13 protein-coding genes are annotated in these 17,079 nt (G+C 50.6%); 11 read left to right on the plus strand and 2 right to left on the minus strand.

Annotated features, from left to right (window positions below; all coding sequences use genetic code 11):
* Positions 1-50 precede the first annotated feature (50 nt).
* Both RIC19_RS17500 and RIC19_RS17505 read right to left on the minus strand, forming a co-directional pair.
* The gene (locus tag RIC19_RS17500; protein ID WP_350179642.1) at positions 51-1,814 is read right to left on the minus strand and encodes a T9SS type B sorting domain-containing protein; all 1,764 of its coding nucleotides are present in this window, start codon (positions 1,812-1,814) and stop codon (positions 51-53) included.
* Positions 1,786-2,544: a hypothetical protein gene (locus tag RIC19_RS17505; RefSeq protein WP_350179643.1), complete on the minus strand. Its 759-nt coding sequence runs from the start codon at positions 2,542-2,544 to the stop codon at positions 1,786-1,788. The genes RIC19_RS17500 and RIC19_RS17505 overlap by 29 nt, the downstream gene beginning before the upstream one ends.
* A gap of 257 nt (positions 2,545-2,801) precedes the next feature.
* On the opposite strand from RIC19_RS17505, the gene secA reads away from it, so the two are divergent.
* The 11 genes from secA (at position 2,802) to gldD (ending at position 16,203) form a co-directional block, all read left to right on the plus strand.
* Complete coding sequence (gene secA, locus RIC19_RS17510; protein ID WP_350179644.1) at positions 2,802-6,119, plus strand: preprotein translocase subunit SecA; 3,318 nt, start codon at positions 2,802-2,804, stop codon at positions 6,117-6,119.
* A 205-nt stretch (positions 6,120-6,324) separates the two neighbouring features.
* Positions 6,325-6,981: a deoxyribose-phosphate aldolase gene (gene deoC, locus RIC19_RS17515; protein ID WP_350179654.1), complete on the plus strand. Its 657-nt coding sequence runs from the start codon at positions 6,325-6,327 to the stop codon at positions 6,979-6,981.
* 275 nt (positions 6,982-7,256) lie between these two features.
* Positions 7,257-7,661, plus strand: a complete 405-nt coding sequence (locus RIC19_RS17520) for an SPOR domain-containing protein (RefSeq protein WP_350179645.1) — start codon at positions 7,257-7,259, stop codon at positions 7,659-7,661.
* Between the two features lie 6 nt (positions 7,662-7,667).
* Positions 7,668-9,110: a rod shape-determining protein RodA gene (gene rodA / locus RIC19_RS17525; RefSeq protein ID WP_350179646.1), complete on the plus strand. Its 1,443-nt coding sequence runs from the start codon at positions 7,668-7,670 to the stop codon at positions 9,108-9,110.
* A gap of 11 nt (positions 9,111-9,121) precedes the next feature.
* Complete coding sequence (tgt, locus tag RIC19_RS17530) at positions 9,122-10,255, plus strand: tRNA guanosine(34) transglycosylase Tgt (RefSeq protein ID WP_350179647.1); 1,134 nt, start codon at positions 9,122-9,124, stop codon at positions 10,253-10,255.
* 98 nt (positions 10,256-10,353) lie between these two features.
* The gene (locus tag RIC19_RS17535) at positions 10,354-11,442 is read left to right on the plus strand and encodes an LptF/LptG family permease (RefSeq protein WP_350179648.1); all 1,089 of its coding nucleotides are present in this window, start codon (positions 10,354-10,356) and stop codon (positions 11,440-11,442) included.
* Between the two features lie 358 nt (positions 11,443-11,800).
* Positions 11,801-12,337, plus strand: a complete 537-nt coding sequence (locus RIC19_RS17540; protein WP_350179649.1) for an RNA polymerase sigma factor — start codon at positions 11,801-11,803, stop codon at positions 12,335-12,337.
* Between the two features lie 160 nt (positions 12,338-12,497).
* Entirely contained in the window at positions 12,498-13,613 is a 1,116-nt protein-coding gene (gene mutY / locus RIC19_RS17545) for an A/G-specific adenine glycosylase (protein ID WP_350179650.1), read from the plus strand.
* 36 nt (positions 13,614-13,649) lie between these two features.
* Positions 13,650-14,156, plus strand: coding sequence for a single-stranded DNA-binding protein (locus tag RIC19_RS17550; RefSeq protein ID WP_350179651.1), 507 nt, complete (start codon positions 13,650-13,652; stop codon positions 14,154-14,156).
* Between the two features lie 33 nt (positions 14,157-14,189).
* The gene (gene gldE / locus RIC19_RS17555) at positions 14,190-15,605 is read left to right on the plus strand and encodes a gliding motility-associated protein GldE (protein ID WP_350179652.1); all 1,416 of its coding nucleotides are present in this window, start codon (positions 14,190-14,192) and stop codon (positions 15,603-15,605) included.
* A gap of 4 nt (positions 15,606-15,609) precedes the next feature.
* Entirely contained in the window at positions 15,610-16,203 is a 594-nt protein-coding gene (gldD, locus tag RIC19_RS17560) for a gliding motility lipoprotein GldD (RefSeq protein WP_350179653.1), read from the plus strand.
* The last annotated feature ends 876 nt before the right edge of the window (positions 16,204-17,079 follow it).

Raw genomic sequence — 17,079 nt, forward strand, 5'->3', positions numbered from 1 at the left:
TTCAGAAACGGCGGGAAACGGTTTAAAGTTTTGTCACCGCTGCTCTTTTTTTATCGTACCAGGTAGATCTCTCCGGAACGTTCAATAATCGTACCATCGGCTTGCCCAATGCGAAGCAGATAGGCATAGGCCCCAACATTCAGGGGCTCGGAATTACGCAGCCCCTCCCAGCCGTTATTGTAGTCTTGTGTCTCGAAGACAAGCCCGCCCCAACGGTCAAAAATACGCAGCTCGTAACTCAAAGGGGCTCCAAACTGCAAATAGGGGCGGAAGGTATCATTAACGCCATCATTGTTGGGCGAAAAGGCATTGGGTACATACACTTTAGCCGTTTGGGCGGCACAAGCTATATTGGAGCGGCTCTTAACCGGCAGGTTGGGATCCACCCCTACATCTACAGTGGCTTCAGCTTCCAAAAAATAGCAGGCCTGCGCCTGATCGGGGTCGCTAAGGTCTACCTCATCGGTAGCAGAGAAGGTATTCGGGTCAAAAAAGCCCACTTCTATAGGAGCACCTGCTTCTAACCGGAATAGACGGTAGCCCTGTAAAGTGCCCTGCCCGTTGGTGTAGGGGGTCCAGCTCAGGGTATTGACCCCATTGGCCCCATCTGCTTCCAGCAAAATCGTAGCCGCCGTATTGGAAATCACTTCCACACCACAAGCGTCAGTGGTCAGCACCTGATACAGATAAGCATCCGTAGCAGGATTGATCCCGCCATCTGTATAGGTATTCAGGTTTTGAAGGGGACCGGCCGGCGTCTGCGTCAATAAGCCGGCAAAATTACTGGTACTTGATGCCCGCTGCAGGGTATAGCTGTCGATCAGTGCGTTGGTATTCCAATACCAGCTCACCTCTATTTCGCCGTTTACAACGGTAGCATTGGCCATAACGAGGGTCTCCACCGGGTCGTTGATCATAGCGGTGGCGCATACGGTATTCGACCGGGCTTGCTGATCGCCGTTATTCTCCACTGCAACAATTGAGAAGCAATAAGTCCGTTCGTTCTCTGTAGTTTCGTACTGAAATTCCGACTCTGTACCATCTACTGTCCCCACCAATTGCCAGGAAGTGCTATCTCCGGCTTCATAAATCTGATACTCTGCCACCCCGTTGTTCCATCCTATATATGGTGTCCAGGCGAGGGTCACATTGCGGATGCACGGGTCATCAAAGTCCTGGGCTTCCAGCAGAATGGTGGAATGCGGTGGCGCTACGATGCTTTTATTGCCGCAGGGGTCAATCGCTTCAATAAAGTAGGTCTCCTGCTGTGCCCCCGGGCTCGCATCATCATCCTGATAGGTATTGCCGGCAAAAACGGTGTCCAGCACAACGGAGCCAACGCCCGGCACTTCACGGGAAATAATGTAGCCCACCACTTCCGGTGAAGGGCTGCTGCCCCAATTAATGAGGACGCTCCCATTTTCTACAGAAACCGAGCGAATCCTGGCCGGTAGCGGAATGAGGGAGTCGAGGGTATCAGAGGTGATAACTGGCTCGCCCGGGCAGTCGGCATTGGTTTGCAAGTAGTAATACCAGGTCCCCACCCCGGGTGCATCGTGGTAGTAAAAATCAACTGCCGGGTCCGTGACAGAGGCCAAAAGGGCGTATGGCCCGTCTATGTTCTGACTGCCGAATACTTCGTAGGCATTGAACGGGCCGCAGGTGATATCAGGCAGTTCCCAGCGCAGGGTATCGTTGCTGACGCACAAAAACTCAGGAGGGGCTACCTCAGCACCGGCCCAGGTCAGATGCCCCAGAAAAAAGGCCAACGTCAGCCATCTGTATTTACTGCTGCTCTTGCATTCTTTGTTCATACTGTTGCTCTAGTTCGTTCATGGGATACCGGCGATTCAGGGCATAGCTTAATGTCATGCCTTCGCCAATTGTTTTATTGTAGTAGACCAGCCCTAAGCCTTTGGCGTAGATTTCCTGGCCTCCGTATGCTTGTTCAAATACCCCTTCCTTATCATAAGTGAGCAGTTCCCGCACATCAAATAAGATAGCATCATGGGATTCGCCCAGTACCTGCACCACGGTATCCTTCAGATAGCGGCGGTTTTTCACCAAAGTGATGACTGCGCCGCTGTCCTGAGGGGGCTCCCAGCGGATTTTGTACAAAAACACACCGGAACTGTCTGTCACCTCAAAAGGGAAGGCACTCCCCTGCAGGACCTCCACGGCGGTGCGGTTTTGCTGCCCGGTACTGTCCGGTTTGTCATCGTACAGATAAACATCCTGTACCAGCATACCGTTGCGCACGAGCTCCTCCCGCACCAATTGAAGCGGTACAAGGTCGTACTCGTAGTACGTACCGGTGAGGAACACCCCCTCGTCCTGAATAAACGACCGGTAATACCAGTAAGCCGGGGTAAGGGAATCGAGATGTACCGGCTGATACTCGTAGACCAGCCCTTCTTCCAGTTCCCGCAGGGGGAAATAATAGTCCCGGATATCTTTAGGCCCATTTTTCCGACAAGATGACAGCCCAATGACTAAAGTGGCAATAAAGAGTACCGGAAACAAGAACCTGGATTGGGTCATCATGCACAAAAAAGATTATGGCCGGAAAAGCCTGTAAAAAGCAAAGTCTGTCTGTTATTTATCAACGCTTTAATCAACCTATAATTATTTCATTCTGTTTATTTTGTGCGTGTCAAAATGGCACACTGCCACTTAATGGTACGATATATGCAAGCAAAGGAGTGTGATCATCCGGGTACCCGCCTTACAGATGCTCTAATCGCCGCAAATATATCTATCTTTGCGCCACAACAAAAGACTAACATTGGAAATTTTCTCATATGTTTAATGCTATAGCAAAATCCATCAAGAAAGTGTTTGGCACCAAGCAGGAGCGTGATGTCAACACGTATATGCCTGTCGTTGAAGAGATTAACGAGGCCTTCAAAGCCCTGGCTAACCTCTCCAACGATGAGCTGCGGAACAAAACACAGGAGTTCCGTACCCGCATCGCCGAGCACCTTGCCGGTATCGATAAAGATATTGCCGAGACGCTGGCCGAAGCCAATCAGGAAGAGGAACTGCACCACAAAGAGACCCTGTTCGCAGAGCTGGATGAACTCAAGAAGGACCGCGACAACCACCTGGAGGAAATCCTGAAGGTCATCCTACCAGAAGCTTTTGCTGTGGTCAAGGAAACCGCCCGCCGGTTCTCCGCCTCTTCCGAAATCCGCGTGACGGCAACCGAGCACGATCGGGATATCGCTGCTCACCCTAAAAAAGGCTATGTATCTATTGAGGGTGAAGAGGCCATCTGGAAAAACAGCTGGATGGCCGCAGGTGGAGAAATCACCTGGGATATGGTGCACTACGATGTGCAGCTCATCGGTGGTATGGTACTCCACGACGGGAAGATCGCAGAGATGGCCACAGGTGAAGGTAAAACCCTGGTCGCCACCCTGCCGGCTTACCTGAACGGCTTGTCCGGGCAAGGCGTGCACATCATCACCGTGAACGACTACCTCGCCCGGCGTGACCAGGAATGGGTCGGCCCGATTTTCGAGTTCCTGTTCCTTACCGTCGATTGTATCGATAAGTACCGCCCCCACTCCGATGAGCGGATCAATGCTTACAAGTGCGACATCACCTACGGTACCAACAATGAGTTTGGCTTTGACTACCTACGTGATAATATGGTGCGCTCTATTGACGAGAAAGTGCAGGGCAAGCACCACTTTTCGATGATTGATGAGGTAGACTCCGTCTTGATTGACGATGCCCGTACGCCGCTGATCATTTCCGGCCCTGTACCACAAGGCAGCGAGGATCAGGAGTACGTTGCGCTGCGCCCATTTGTTGAGAAACTGATCGCTGCACAACGTAAACTGGCAACCACCTACCTGGCTGAAGCCAAGCAACTCTTTAAGGACGGGAAAACCGGCTATCAGGAAGGCGAGGCAGGCATAGCACTGCTGCGGGCTTACCGTGCACTTCCAAAATACCGCCCCCTTATCAAGTTCCTGAGTGAAGACGGAGTCAAGGTGACGCTGCAAAAGGCTGAAAACTTCTACATGCAGGAGCAGTCCAAGAACATGCATATCGTAGACGAGCCCCTGTACTTTACTATTGATGAGAAAAACCGTAACGTCGAGCTGACGGAGTTCGGGGCAGAGTACCTTTCACAAGGCACTTCCGACTCGGATTTTTTCATTATGCCGGATATTGCCACTTCTATGGTCGAAATCGACAACGACGAGTCGATGACCGAGGAGGAAAAGCAGGAATCCAAGACTAAACTCAGCCAGGACTTTTCGATCAAGTCTAAGCGCCTGCACTCTATGAGTCAGTTGCTTAAAGCTTACACTTTGTTTGAGAAAGACCAGGAATATGTGGTCATGGACGGGCAAGTGAAAATTGTGGATGAGCAGACCGGCCGTATGATGGAAGGCCGGCGCTATTCCGACGGTCTACACCAGGCTTTGGAGGCGAAAGAGAACGTCAAGATTGGTGATATCACACAGACTTACGCGACGGTAACGCTACAGAACTACTTCCGGATGTACCACAAGCTTTCGGGCATGACCGGTACTGCAGAAACGGAAGCCAGCGAGCTTTGGGAAATCTACAAGCTCGACGTAGCCGTCATTCCAACTAATCGGCCTATTGTCCGGGATGACCGGGAAGATTTAGTCTTTAAGACAGCCCGGGAAAAGTTCAACGCGGTAATTGGCGAGATCGTCAATCTTACTGAGCAAGGGCGCCCGGTACTGGTAGGTACCACTTCGGTGGAAGTTTCGGAAGTCCTTAGCCGGATGCTAAAACTCCGCCACATCAACCACAACGTACTGAACGCCAAGCAGCACCAACGCGAGGCCGAAGTCGTTGCAGAAGCCGGTAAGCCGGGTAATGTGACGATTGCGACGAACATGGCAGGCCGGGGTACTGACATTAAGATCAGTCAGGCTGTAAAAGACAGTGGTGGCCTGGCCATTATTGGTACGGAGCGTCACGACTCCCGCCGGGTAGACCGGCAGTTGCGGGGCCGTGCCGGACGTCAGGGTGACCCGGGCAGCTCTCAGTTTTATGTATCGCTGGAAGACAACCTCATGCGCCTTTTCCAGTCAGAGCGCATTGCCAAGCTGATGGACCGCATGGGCCACGAAGAGGGTGAAGTCATTCAGCATTCTATGGTCACCAAGTCAATTGAGCGGGCACAGAAGAAATTGGAAGAGAATAACTTTGGCATCCGTAAGCGGCTGCTGGAGTATGACGATGTGATGAACATTCAGCGGGAGGCTATCTACAAAAAGCGAGATAACGCCTTATCCGGCGAGCGCCTGTCCGTAGATGTCAACAACATGTTTGAAGGCATGCTCGAAAACCTCGTGTCGGCTCACCGGGACTCCGGCGACTTCGAGAGCTTCCGCCGCGATGCGCTGGGTGTACTGGGCATGGACCCTAAAACGGATGCCATTGACTTCAAAGAGGCACCGGAGACAGAAGTCCTCGAGCGTTTCCAGCAGCAGTTTGAGGAGTTCTACGACCGTAAGATGACACAGATTACGGATGCGCTGATGCCTTTCTTTATTGAGAAGCACGAGGAGAAAAACCAGATCAAGCGTATTGTCATTCCATTTAGTGATGGGCGGACAAAGCCTATGGCAGTTACGGCCGAACTGGAAACGGCTATGAACTCTAAGGGTAAGTCTATCCGCCGGGACATTGAAAAAGCCGTCACCCTCGCCATTATTGATGAGCGCTGGAAGGAGCATCTTCGCTCTATGGACGAACTGAAGGAATCCGTTCAGGCGGCCTCCTTTGAGCAGAAGGACCCGCTGGTCATTTACAAAATGGAAGCCTACAACCTGTTTGAGCAACTCATCTATGAGATCAACGAACGGGTGACCTCCTACCTGTCGAGGGGCACACTCATCTTTGCCGATGGCCGTACTCTGGAGCAGGCCCGTGAGCAGCGTACGGACCTGAGCAAGGTCCGGACCAACCGAACGGCTGAAGAGCGGGCTACCCGTGCAGCAGCAGAAGGAGTAAGCCGCCCGGCCAAGCCGCAGACCATCGTACGCAATGAAAAGAAGGTCGGCCGGAACGACCCTTGCCCTTGTGGCAGCGGCAAGAAATACAAGCACTGCCATGGTAGATAAAAGCCATTGACAGATACTTTGAAGCCCGGAACAGCCCTGCTGTTCCGGGCTTCGTGTATATACCCTAATTAAGGTAGTTTGCCAACCGGAAGAACCCTTTAACACGAATACTGCCTACGAATTGAAAAGGAAAGTAGCCCATACAGGATATTTGTGATATATTGCAGCGCTTTAAAAAACGACTTTACCTGAAGAATAAACCCTGATTACCAAGATGGATCTGAATGGTTACATTGACCATACTTTACTAAGAGCAGACTGCACAACAGAAGAGATTGAGCAACTATGCCGGGAGGCGCAGCAACATCAGTTTGCGGCCGTTTGCGTCCCGCCATTCCATATAAAGCGTGCAGCCGACCTGTGTGAAGACAGCCCGGTAGCCGTAGCCACGGTGGTGGGTTTCCCGATGGGCTATGCCTCCACCCCTTCCAAGATTGAAGAGATCAAAAGAGCCATAGACGAGGGCGCTTCCGAGATCGACGCCGTCATCAACATCTGTGCCGTCAAATCGGGTAACTGGAACCATGTCACCAATGATATTGACAGCCTGGTCACCGCCACCCATTTGAAAGGCAAGCAAATTAAGATCATCCTGGAGACGTCGCTGCTGACGCAGGAAGAAATTGAGCGCGTAGCCCGTATCTGCCTGGATAAAGAAGCCGATTACCTGAAAACTTCCACTGGTTTTAACGGTGGAGGCGCCACCCTGGAAACCGTGGAGCTGCTGAAACGCCTGGCTGATGGCAAAGCCAAAATCAAAGCTTCCGGTGGTATACGATCGCGGTGGGAAGCCGAACAGTTCATTAAGGCCGGAGCAGACCGCATCGGCACTTCTTCGGGCGTAACCATCATCGGAGGATAACCCGTCTTCCCAGCGATCACCTCCAATTATATACCGGTCTCGTTAAGAGCATGTTTGGAGCTCTTAAAGCCAACCAAAATACTTCCTTTTCCCAGTTAGCAACCATTTCCGCGTAATGTCTGTTAAGTATGATCCACTGAAATAGCTGAGCCCTCGGTATAATTCCTTAATTTTAGCAAATTTCTAAAGCTGTTCCCCAGCGTAATCCCGAATAGGTTCACCTACAAGGTGCCTGTTGCGGAGTGATTTGGCAATACATAACCAAAACGAGAGTGATGTTACTTAGAGTCTTGTTTTCCACCCTGTTTTTGGCGGGGGGCTTTGGCTTCGGGCATGCCCAGAATGTGATCATTGAGGCAGACGAGCCGATTACACAAATGATGGACCGCTACGTGGAGCTCAACAAGTCCCGGAATTTTGTGCAGGGCTGGCGGGTACAAATCCTGGCTACCCCTGACCGGCAACGCCTGGAGACGGTCAAGCAGTCTTTCCAATACCGCTATCCGAATATCCCGATTGACTGGGAGCACGCAAAACCTTACTACAAGCTACGGGCGGGGGCATTCGAATCCAAGCTGGAAGCGATGCGTCTGAAGTATATCCTGCAGCAGGAATATTCCGGCATTTATCTCGTAAAAGACGATAGAATCACCCCTTCAGAGCTGATCGGAAACCTTTAACTCAATATGAACGCATATCGCAGGCAGCGTCAACGTGGCCCCGACGGAGTAATCATGTTTGGGCGCATTGACTGGCTGACATTCTGTCTTTTCCTGGGGCTGGCCGTTATCGGCTGGATGATGATTTTCTCGGTAAGCTACGAGGAATTCAAGCAGGTGGGCATGAGTGGTTTCCTGACCACCTCTGCCGGCAAGCAGGCGATATGGCTCGGTATCTGCGGGCTGGTCTTCGCTTTTATCATGCTCTTTGACCACAAGTTTTGGCAAACCTTTGCCTATCCGATCTATGGTTTGTCTATGTTACTCCTTTTACTGGTCCTTTTTCTGGGCACAAATATCAAAGGTGCCACTTCCTGGTTTTCATTCGGTGGCTTCTCGCTACAACCTTCTGAACTAGCGAAAGTAGGAACCTGCCTTGGTGTGTCAGCTTTCCTGAGCACCTACAGCACAGACCTGCGGCAGCCCAAGGCACAGTTGACAGCCCTGGGTTTGATCGGGCTGCCTATTTTGTTGATTCTGTTGCAGCCGGATGCAGGTTCGGCCTTAGTGTTTTTGTCCTTTCTGGTTGTCTTTTTCAGAGAGGGGCTCTCGCCGATCTACTATATAATAGGTATCGTTGGGGCAACCCTGCTCATTCTGGGGTTTATCTATCCGCCCACACAGATCATCTTTGGCAGCGTACTGGCAGGTACCGCAGTGCTGGCTTACTATTTTCACGGCAACCTGCGGACCTACGCCTGGATTGCCCTTGCGCTGCTGGCAGTAGCGGCTTACAACCTCTCCGGCCTGGGTTATCAATTATACCTGTTGGGAGGGGCGGTGCTGTTTTTCGTGGCAGCGGGCATCCTGGCCTATCAGCAACGGAATGGCCGCATGGCGATGCTGATGGCGTTCTTCCTGGTGCTCGGCAGCGGGCTAACCTATGCCTCCAACTATGCCTTTAATTATGTATTAAAACCGCATCAGCAAGACCGGATCAATGTATGGCTGCAGCCCGAAAAATGCGATGAGCGTGGCTCCCTCTACAACCTGACGCAGTCAAAGGCGGCCATAGGCTCGGGGGGACTGGAAGGCAAAGGCTTTCTCAGCGGCACCATGACGAAACTCAACTACGTACCGGAGCAATCCACTGACTTTATCTTTTGCACCATAGGTGAAGAGCAGGGGTTTATCGGGTCTGCCGGTATCATATTGCTGTTCCTGCTGCTCCTGGTCCGCATCACCGTAGTGGCTGAGCGGCAAAAATCAAATTTTGCCCGGCACTATGCCTACTGCGTCGCTGGTATTCTGTTTGTACACGTTTTCATCAATATAGGTATGACCATGGGGGTAACCCCTATCATTGGCATTCCACTGCCGCTGATCAGTAAAGGCGGCTCGTCTTTACTCGGCTTCACCATTATGATCAGTATTTTGCTAAAGCAAGACAAACACCGTTTCCGCCATTAAAAGCTCAACCCTTGTTTAATTTCCAGCTGCAACATACCGACCCTCAATCTGCGGCCCGGGCAGGCCATATCAAAACTGCTCACGGAGCTATTCAGACGCCCATCTTTATGCCCGTAGGGACACTCGGCACCGTCAAGGGGGTCCACCAACGGGAACTCGAATCGGACATTAAAGCCCAGATCATCCTGGGCAATACCTACCACTTATACCTGCGGCCGGGGCTGGATATCCTGGAGCAGGCGGGCGGCTTGCATGGTTTCAACGGCTGGAAGCGCCCCATCCTTACCGATAGCGGCGGTTATCAGGTGTACTCATTGAGCAATCAGCGCAAAATCGATGAAGCGGGCGTCACCTTCCGTTCCCACATCGATGGCTCCGCTCATCAATTCACTCCGGAGCGGGCGATAGATATTCAGCGCAGTATTGGTGCCGATATCATCATGGCCTTTGATGAATGCCCACCTTATCCCTGTGACTATACTTACGCAAAAAACTCTATGGAGCTGACGCACCGCTGGCTCGCCCGTTGTGTGAAGCGCATGGCGGAAACGGAAGGCAAGTACGGGTATGAGCAGACCCTCTTCCCTATCGTTCAGGGCAGTACTTACCCTGATCTGCGCCGTAAATCTGCAGAGACCATTGCAGAGGCCGGGCAGCCCGGTAATGCGATCGGCGGGCTATCCGTAGGGGAGCCCGCAGAAGCGATGTACGAAACGACCGAGCAGGTTTGCCATATTCTGCCCAAAGACAAGCCGCGTTATCTTATGGGGGTAGGCACTCCTGAAAACCTCCTGGAATGCATCGCGCTCGGCGTCGATATGTTTGACTGTGTGCTCCCTACCCGGAATGCGCGCCACGGCATGCTGTACACCTCGGAGGGCATCATCAACATCAAGAATGCCAAATGGAAAGACGACTTTAGCCCTGTGGACTCTGCCAACCCCTGCTTTGCCAGTCAGCAATACTCCAAAGCTTACCTGCGCCACCTGATGCATACCAAAGAGCTGCTGGGCCCGCAGATTGCCAGTCTTCACAACCTGAGTTTCTATCTTTGGCTTGTAGGCGAAGCGAGACAGCATATCCTATCCGGGGACTTCAGTTCCTGGAAGGAGCAAATGGTTAAGCGAATACAAAGGAGGTTATAATTTTGTTAGCGGTACATCTAAATGCCTGCCCGGTACGTTTCTGCAAATAGGTTTTACGGGCAGTCCCGGGCATAGCCCACATCAGTAAAGTTTGCGATATGCTAAAGAAGATCGACCAGTATTTGATCAAGAAGTTTTTGAGCACTTTCTTTTTTACAGTGCTCATCTTTACCATGATTTCGGTCATTATTGACTTTAGCGAAAAGATTGAGAAGTTTATTGAGAGCGATATCACCCGTTATGAAATTTTAGTGCTGTACTACCCCGGGTTTATCATGTTTATCGCCGGGCTGCTCTGGCCGTTGTACACCCTTATTGCTGTCATCTTTTTTACTTCCCGCCTGGCTTACAATTCTGAAATCATTTCTATTTTCAATGCAGGCATCAGCTTTCAGCGGCTTATGCGGCCGTACCTGATTGCGGCAAGCTTCATCGCCATCCTGCATTTGATGGGCAACCACTTTTTCATTCCGCTGGGCAACAAAAACCGGCTCGATGTGGAACATGCCTACATCTGGACCAACAACGACAAGGGCAAGACACAAGACGTGCATATGTTCGTGGCTCCCAACACTAAGGTGTACATCAATTACTACCGCAAACGGGACAGTACGGCACGTAAGTTCCGGTTGGAGCACTTCGAGGATGGCGAGCTGGTTTCTTTGCTGAAGGCGAACACCGCCGAGTGGGTTGGCCCAACCAACCAATGGCGCCTGCGCAATTATGAGATCAGGACCTTCAACGATATGGAAGAGGAGCTCATTCTCGGTAGAGGCGAAACCCTGGACACGGCTATCAATTTGACACCCGCTGACTTTGTAGACTACAAAGAGCAGCATATGATGATGACTTCCAGGCAGATTCTGGACTACATAGCCAAGCAGGAGTCCCGTGGTGTTGGGAATACCAAAAAGTATGAAATCGAATTTCACCGAAGGACCGCCGAGCCATTCACCATTTTCATACTCACCATCATTGGTATGGCGCTCGCGGCCCGGAAGGTCCGGGGCGGCATCGGTCTCCACCTTGCGATGGGGGTCGGTATTGGCGCCCTCTTCATTTTCTTCTCCCGCTTTGCTGTAGTCTTTGCCGCCGGTCAACTTATTCCGGTTATTGCAGGCATTTGGCTGCCTAATGCTGTGTTCGGCATCGTTGCCGTTTACCTCGTCAAAAACGCTCAAAAGTAAGGCTGAACAAAACAGATATGCTGTTTAACTTTTAGGTACGTTGTGTTCCACAGCGTTCATTTCTCCCGTCGAATAGTCTAAAATGTTGAACAAAAGTGTGAAATCCCGCCTAAATATGTCCACAAAAAACCGCCCATTTCATTTTTTACTGAAAGTTATATAAAAAAGTGAAAGTTTATTTCTTTACACAAAATGCTGTAAATCAGTTTATTGAAAAAACAATTCTTGATTTCGGTCCTCAATTTTGTGCAAAAAGGGCGTCAGTTTGGTATGAAATATTGTATTTTGTTTAACTATTCCGTATCTTTGATTCAACAGAAAGAGAAACTAGAACAAAAACTTAAAGTCCAATTTAGCCATGTCCACCACAGAGTTTTATACTAACTTCGATAAGATGACAGCACTCCTGAACTCTTTTGCTTATAACCTGACCAAAAATACGGAAGACGCAAAAGACCTTTTCCAGGAGACCGCATTCAGGGCCTTCACGAACCGGGACAAGTTCCGTCCGGGTACAAACTTCAAAGCCTGGCTCTTTACGATCATGAAGAACATCTTCATCAATAACTATCGGAAAAAGGTCAAAGCAAATACGATAATGGACTCTACGGATAACATGTACTACATCAATTCAGGTAGCGTCGTTATTTCTAATAAAGCAGAATCCAATATTATGCTAAAGGAGCTAACTCAGATGATCGAAGAACTGGATGACAGTATTAAGATTCCATTTTTGATGCACTACCATGGCTATAAGTACCAAGAGATTGCAGATCATCTTGAGCTCCCACTAGGCACGGTTAAGAGCCGTATCTTTTTCGCTCGCAAAGAACTCAAAGAAGTGATTGGCAAGCGTTATGAGAACCTGAGCGAACTGCGGCAGAAGGTCAGCTAACGGGCGTTTTCTGTTTCAGCCTACTCATTCCCTGTGGTATTGTACTGAATCTGTTCAAGACGCATTCCCCTATATCAAACTATATATTTTACATTTGTACCGGCGATAGAACTGAAAATGTTCTATCGCCGTTCATGTTTTACCATTAGCCTTCCTATCCATGCCAAGAAAACCGACCACTAAAGCCCGACTGTTGTTTTTCTCGAATGAGCTGCAACAATGGTTTGAAAAAAGCCACCGCCCGTTGCCATGGAAAGGCGAAAAGGATGCTTACCTCATCTGGTTGTCGGAGATTATCCTACAACAGACCCGCGTGGAGCAGGGGCTGCCCTATTTTGAGCGCTTCCGCGAATGGTTCCCGACCGTACAAGACCTGGCTAATGCCCCGGAAGACAGGGTCATGAAAGCCTGGGAAGGGCTAGGCTACTATTCACGGGCCCGGAATCTTCACGCCACAGCCAAATACATTGCCCAAACCCTCAACGGTAAATTCCCCACCACCTACGAGGGCATCCGGGCGCTAAAGGGCGTGGGGCCTTACACTGCTGCGGCGATTGGCTCTTTTGCCTACGAGCTCCCTTATGCTGTTGTTGATGGCAACGTCTACCGGGTATTGTCCCGGTTTTGGGGTATTGCAACGCCGATTGACAGCACCGAGGGCAAAAAGCAATTTGCTGATTTGGCAGACCGCGCCCTGCTGGCCTCTCCCCTCCCCCCTTCGAAGCACAATCAGGCGATAATGGACTTTGGCGCCACTCATTGCAAACCTAAGTCGCCCCTCTGTGCCCACTGCCCCCTGAGTGTACAATGCGCCGCTTTTCAACAGCAAAAAACGGATCAACTCCCGGTTAAAGCTAAAAAGATCAAAAAGAAAAACCGGTATTTCCATTACCTCGTCGTCAATGCAGGAGACCGGGTCGTGCTACGCAAGCGGACAGAAAAGGACATCTGGCGCAACCTTTACGAGTTCCCCGCGCTTGAATGGCCGGAAGCCAAGGCGAGTGAGCGTGAAATCCGGCGCAGTGCCCCCTGGCAAGCCTGCATTGGGGAGCGGCCTGCCCGAATTGAGCAAATCTCCCCACCTCAGCAACAAAACCTGACGCACCAAAAGATACAGGCAGTGTTCTGGGAGATTCATTTGGAGGGGCTGCCACCCACAACAACAGAATTAGCACCGTACTTTCTTGCCGATCGGAAAAACTTAAGTAATTTCGCCTTCCCCAAAATAATTGATTGGTATTTAGGGGATAATTCGCTATATTTAAAGTTGGTGTAACTGCTAACGCCCCAAACCAAAATCCAATAGTCAAACATGGTAAACCGCGTTATATTAATTGGCAATTTAGGTGCAGACCCGGAAATACGCCGCCTGGAGAATGGCGCTGTAGTCGCTAAAGTGCGCCTCGCAACAAACGAGAACTACAAAGACCGCAATGGCGAGTGGCAAACCCTCACGGAATGGCACGATGTCGTCATGTGGCGCAGCTTGGCAGAACGTGCTGAAAGCCAATTAAATACGGGTGCGCAAATTTATGTAGAAGGTAAACTGACACACCGCACCTGGCAGGATCAGGACGGCAATAACCGAAAAACGACCGAGGTCGTTGCCAACTACTTCCGCCTGATTGGCGGCAAAAAAGATAACAACAGCAGTGGTGGCTACTTCCCTAATCCTGATGATGAATTGAAAGCAGGTGGCGCCCAGAAGACCCCTGCGCCAACAGCTACGGCTTCCAAACAGTCTGAACCGCCGCCCAGCAGCGCTAATGACGAACCGGCCGAAGGAAGCGACACCGCTGAAGATGACCTTCCATTCTAAGCACCTTCCTTCCGTTCACTAATCCCCTTTACCTTGGAATCGGAACCCGCAAGTTTATTTTCCTTTCTGGTTCAAAACCCACAATTACTGAGCGTATTTAGCCCCGAGTTATTGCTGGGCACGCTTGGAATTGTGCTGCTCCTGGGTTCTTCAGCCATGGTATCAGGCTCCGAGGTGGCATTCTTTTCACTGGGCTACAGTGATTTGAAAAAGCTAAAGGACAGTGGCACCGTTGCGGATCATGCGATCATCAGCCTGAAGGAAAAACCCCGCAAGCTGCTAGCCACCATACTGATTATCAATAACTTCATCAATATTGCCATTGTCATCCTCTCCGACCTTGTGCTGCGATCAGCTCTTCCGGATACGGTATTCGACTACTGGGCGCAATCTCTGCTTAGTTTGTTTTCGGTCCCTTCGCCTGAGGAAACTGAGCTCTGGGGGCGTCTGCTCAGCTTTCTCGTCACTATAGCAGGTGTGACTTTTCTGCTCGTTTTGTTTGGGGAAGTAGCGCCCAAGGTTTACGCACGCATCAACAACCTGAAACTCGCCCGGCTTATGGCCCGCCCGCTCGACATCATGATGCGGCTTTTCCACCCGGTCAGCAACCTCCTCGTAAAATCGACTACCATTATGGAAAGGCGCCTGGTGGGGTCAGGCAATGGTAACAGCCCCAGCCGGGCGGAAATCGATGAAGCCATTGAATTGACCGTTAGCCATGAAAAAGGCGCAGGCAGGGATATTGACATCCTCAAAAGCATTGTGAAGTTCGGGGACGTTACGGTCAAACAAATTATGCGTTCCAGGGTCGATGTCGTTGCGGTAGATTTCAGAATTGATTACCAGGAGCTGCTACAGATTATCAGGGAAGCGGGCTATTCCAGAATCCCTGTTTACGAAAATGACTTTGACAACGTCACGGGTATCCTCTATGTCAAAGACCTCCTTGGCCACCTGGACGAACCCGCTGAGTTTGAATGGCAGGAACTGATACGCCCGGATGTCTACTACGTGCCGGAAGCTAAGAAAATAAACGACCTCTTAAAAGAGTTTCAGGTAGAGCGCCTGCACATGGCTATTGTAGTGGATGAATACGGCGGCAGCTCTGGCATTGTCACCCTGGAGGATATTATGGAAGAGATCATCGGGGAGATCAAGGACGAATTCGACGATGAAGTAGAGGTGGTGTTTAAGAAAATCGATGATTTCAATTACCTATTCGAAGGTAAGACCCTGCTCAATGATGTTTGCCGTATCATCGGGATTGACACCAATTCTTTTGACGAGGTGAAAGGTGAGGCGGATTCTCTGGCGGGCCTGATCCTTGAGATTCAGGGGCATATGCCTAAAACTGACGCAGAGATTACCCAGGGGCTATACCGTTTCAAGGTTGTGACCGTTAGCAAACGGAGAATTGAGCAAATATTACTGACCCTTCCCAAAAATTAATGCGATGTACCGGTTCTGCTTTTTTATACTACTGACGGTTTTCCTGAGCAGCTGTGGCGATGCCCCCGCTCCCACTCCTAAACCCCGGGCATTCCCCAAAGTAGAGTACCCCGAAAAAGCCTATCGCCAATTTGATGAGGATTACTGCGCCTTCACTTTTGAGTACCCGGAGTACGCGGAAGTGCAACAGGACAAGAACTTCTTTGATGAAGCTCCACCTCACCCCTGCTGGTTCGACCTTTACTTTGAAGACTTTGACAGCCGTATGTACTTCAGTTATGCGCCCATTGACAGCAAAGCAGATTGGGAGAACCTACGCAGTGATGCCTTTAACCTCGCTGACTGGCACAACAAAAAAGCAAGCTATATTGATGAGATGCTCATCAGGAAAGAGAATAACGTGAGCGGAGTGCTCTTCCTGATTGAAGGCCATGCCGCCTCTCCGGTACAGTTCTACCTGACCGACAGCACCAATCATTTTCTTCGGGCTTCCCTTTACTTCAATACGGAAGTGCGGCCGGATTCTATGGCGCCCGTCTACGAATTCCTTGAAGCCGATATCCTGCGGATGATCGAAACTTTTGAATGGGCTGAGTAGGGGCAAGTACAGTACCCCGGGGCTCCGGCTTCAGAAAGAGGTCTTTTGCCCCCATTTTGGGGTAGGCTATGGCTCCGTTTACGTTTCGCTTCCGGTGCTCTATCAAGTATGAAAAGCTGGGTGGTCGAGGATAAGCAGAAGGAGCATCTCCTCTGGCTCGGGAGAACATGCGACTTCTCCGAAGTCGACCTGCCGTGGTGCTGAGAAGGTTAAAAAGGTATGGCTTCTCCGAAGTCTTGCAGCATAAGCGACGAGCAATCAATAACTGTCAGTTTTCCAGGAGCGCTTTTTCCTTTATCCGGCGTTGAAGAACCGACAGCCTTAGCGCCACTAAGACCGGGAATCCCGCAATTTTGCGGGACAGGCTCTTCACCCCCGCAATGCTGCGGGGCAGGCTTTGGCTAAAGAAAAAATCGCTAGTGGCTCAAGTCCTAAATCCTTGACGATCCAAGCCTTGCCCTTTTGCCCGCTGATGTAACCTGAAAGCCTCGCCGTAGCTTCGGCTACGCCTACGTTTCCAGGCTTCTTCAGCGAACAAAATCCCGGCGGCTTAATTATCAGAGACTTAGAACTTAAGCCACTAGGCTATCTAAACACAACACTTATTAATCGCTCGTCGCTAAGAGCGTGTTGGGACTTTAGTAATCGACCTGTCCCGGTGCACCGGGACACTTTTTTGCTTATACTTCGTCCCGAAAATCCTTCCCGCAAACTGCGGGACAGGCTATTTAGCTAAGCAGGCTGACCGAAAACACATTTTGGGTTAGTATGACGATAAGATACCATGCGTAAAAACGCAGCGGCATTTTGTGCTTTGCGCCCCAGGTTTTCTGTAAATACCAAGCATGGCAGGTTATCCGAGTGCCTGAAGCCACT

Source organism: Phaeodactylibacter sp. (genome assembly GCF_040219495.1).
GTDB lineage: Bacteria > Bacteroidota > Bacteroidia > Chitinophagales > Saprospiraceae > Phaeodactylibacter.

Excerpts from the sequence above, each read along its gene's own strand:
- rodA (WP_350179646.1), top strand. The coding sequence starts at position 7,668 with ATGAACGCATATCGCAGGCAGCGTCAACGTGGCCCCGACGGAGTAATC.
- secA (WP_350179644.1), top strand. The coding sequence starts at position 2,802 with ATGTTTAATGCTATAGCAAAATCCATCAAGAAAGTGTTTGGCACCAAG.
- RIC19_RS17505 (WP_350179643.1), bottom strand. The coding sequence starts at position 2,544 with ATGATGACCCAATCCAGGTTCTTGTTTCCGGTACTCTTTATTGCCACT.
- gldD (WP_350179653.1), top strand. The coding sequence starts at position 15,610 with ATGTACCGGTTCTGCTTTTTTATACTACTGACGGTTTTCCTGAGCAGC.
- RIC19_RS17540 (WP_350179649.1), top strand. The coding sequence starts at position 11,801 with ATGTCCACCACAGAGTTTTATACTAACTTCGATAAGATGACAGCACTC.
- RIC19_RS17535 (WP_350179648.1), top strand. The coding sequence starts at position 10,354 with ATGCTAAAGAAGATCGACCAGTATTTGATCAAGAAGTTTTTGAGCACT.
- RIC19_RS17500 (WP_350179642.1), bottom strand. The coding sequence starts at position 1,814 with ATGAACAAAGAATGCAAGAGCAGCAGTAAATACAGATGGCTGACGTTG.
- RIC19_RS17520 (WP_350179645.1), top strand. The coding sequence starts at position 7,257 with ATGTTACTTAGAGTCTTGTTTTCCACCCTGTTTTTGGCGGGGGGCTTT.
- RIC19_RS17550 (WP_350179651.1), top strand. The coding sequence starts at position 13,650 with ATGGTAAACCGCGTTATATTAATTGGCAATTTAGGTGCAGACCCGGAA.
- mutY (WP_350179650.1), top strand. The coding sequence starts at position 12,498 with ATGCCAAGAAAACCGACCACTAAAGCCCGACTGTTGTTTTTCTCGAAT.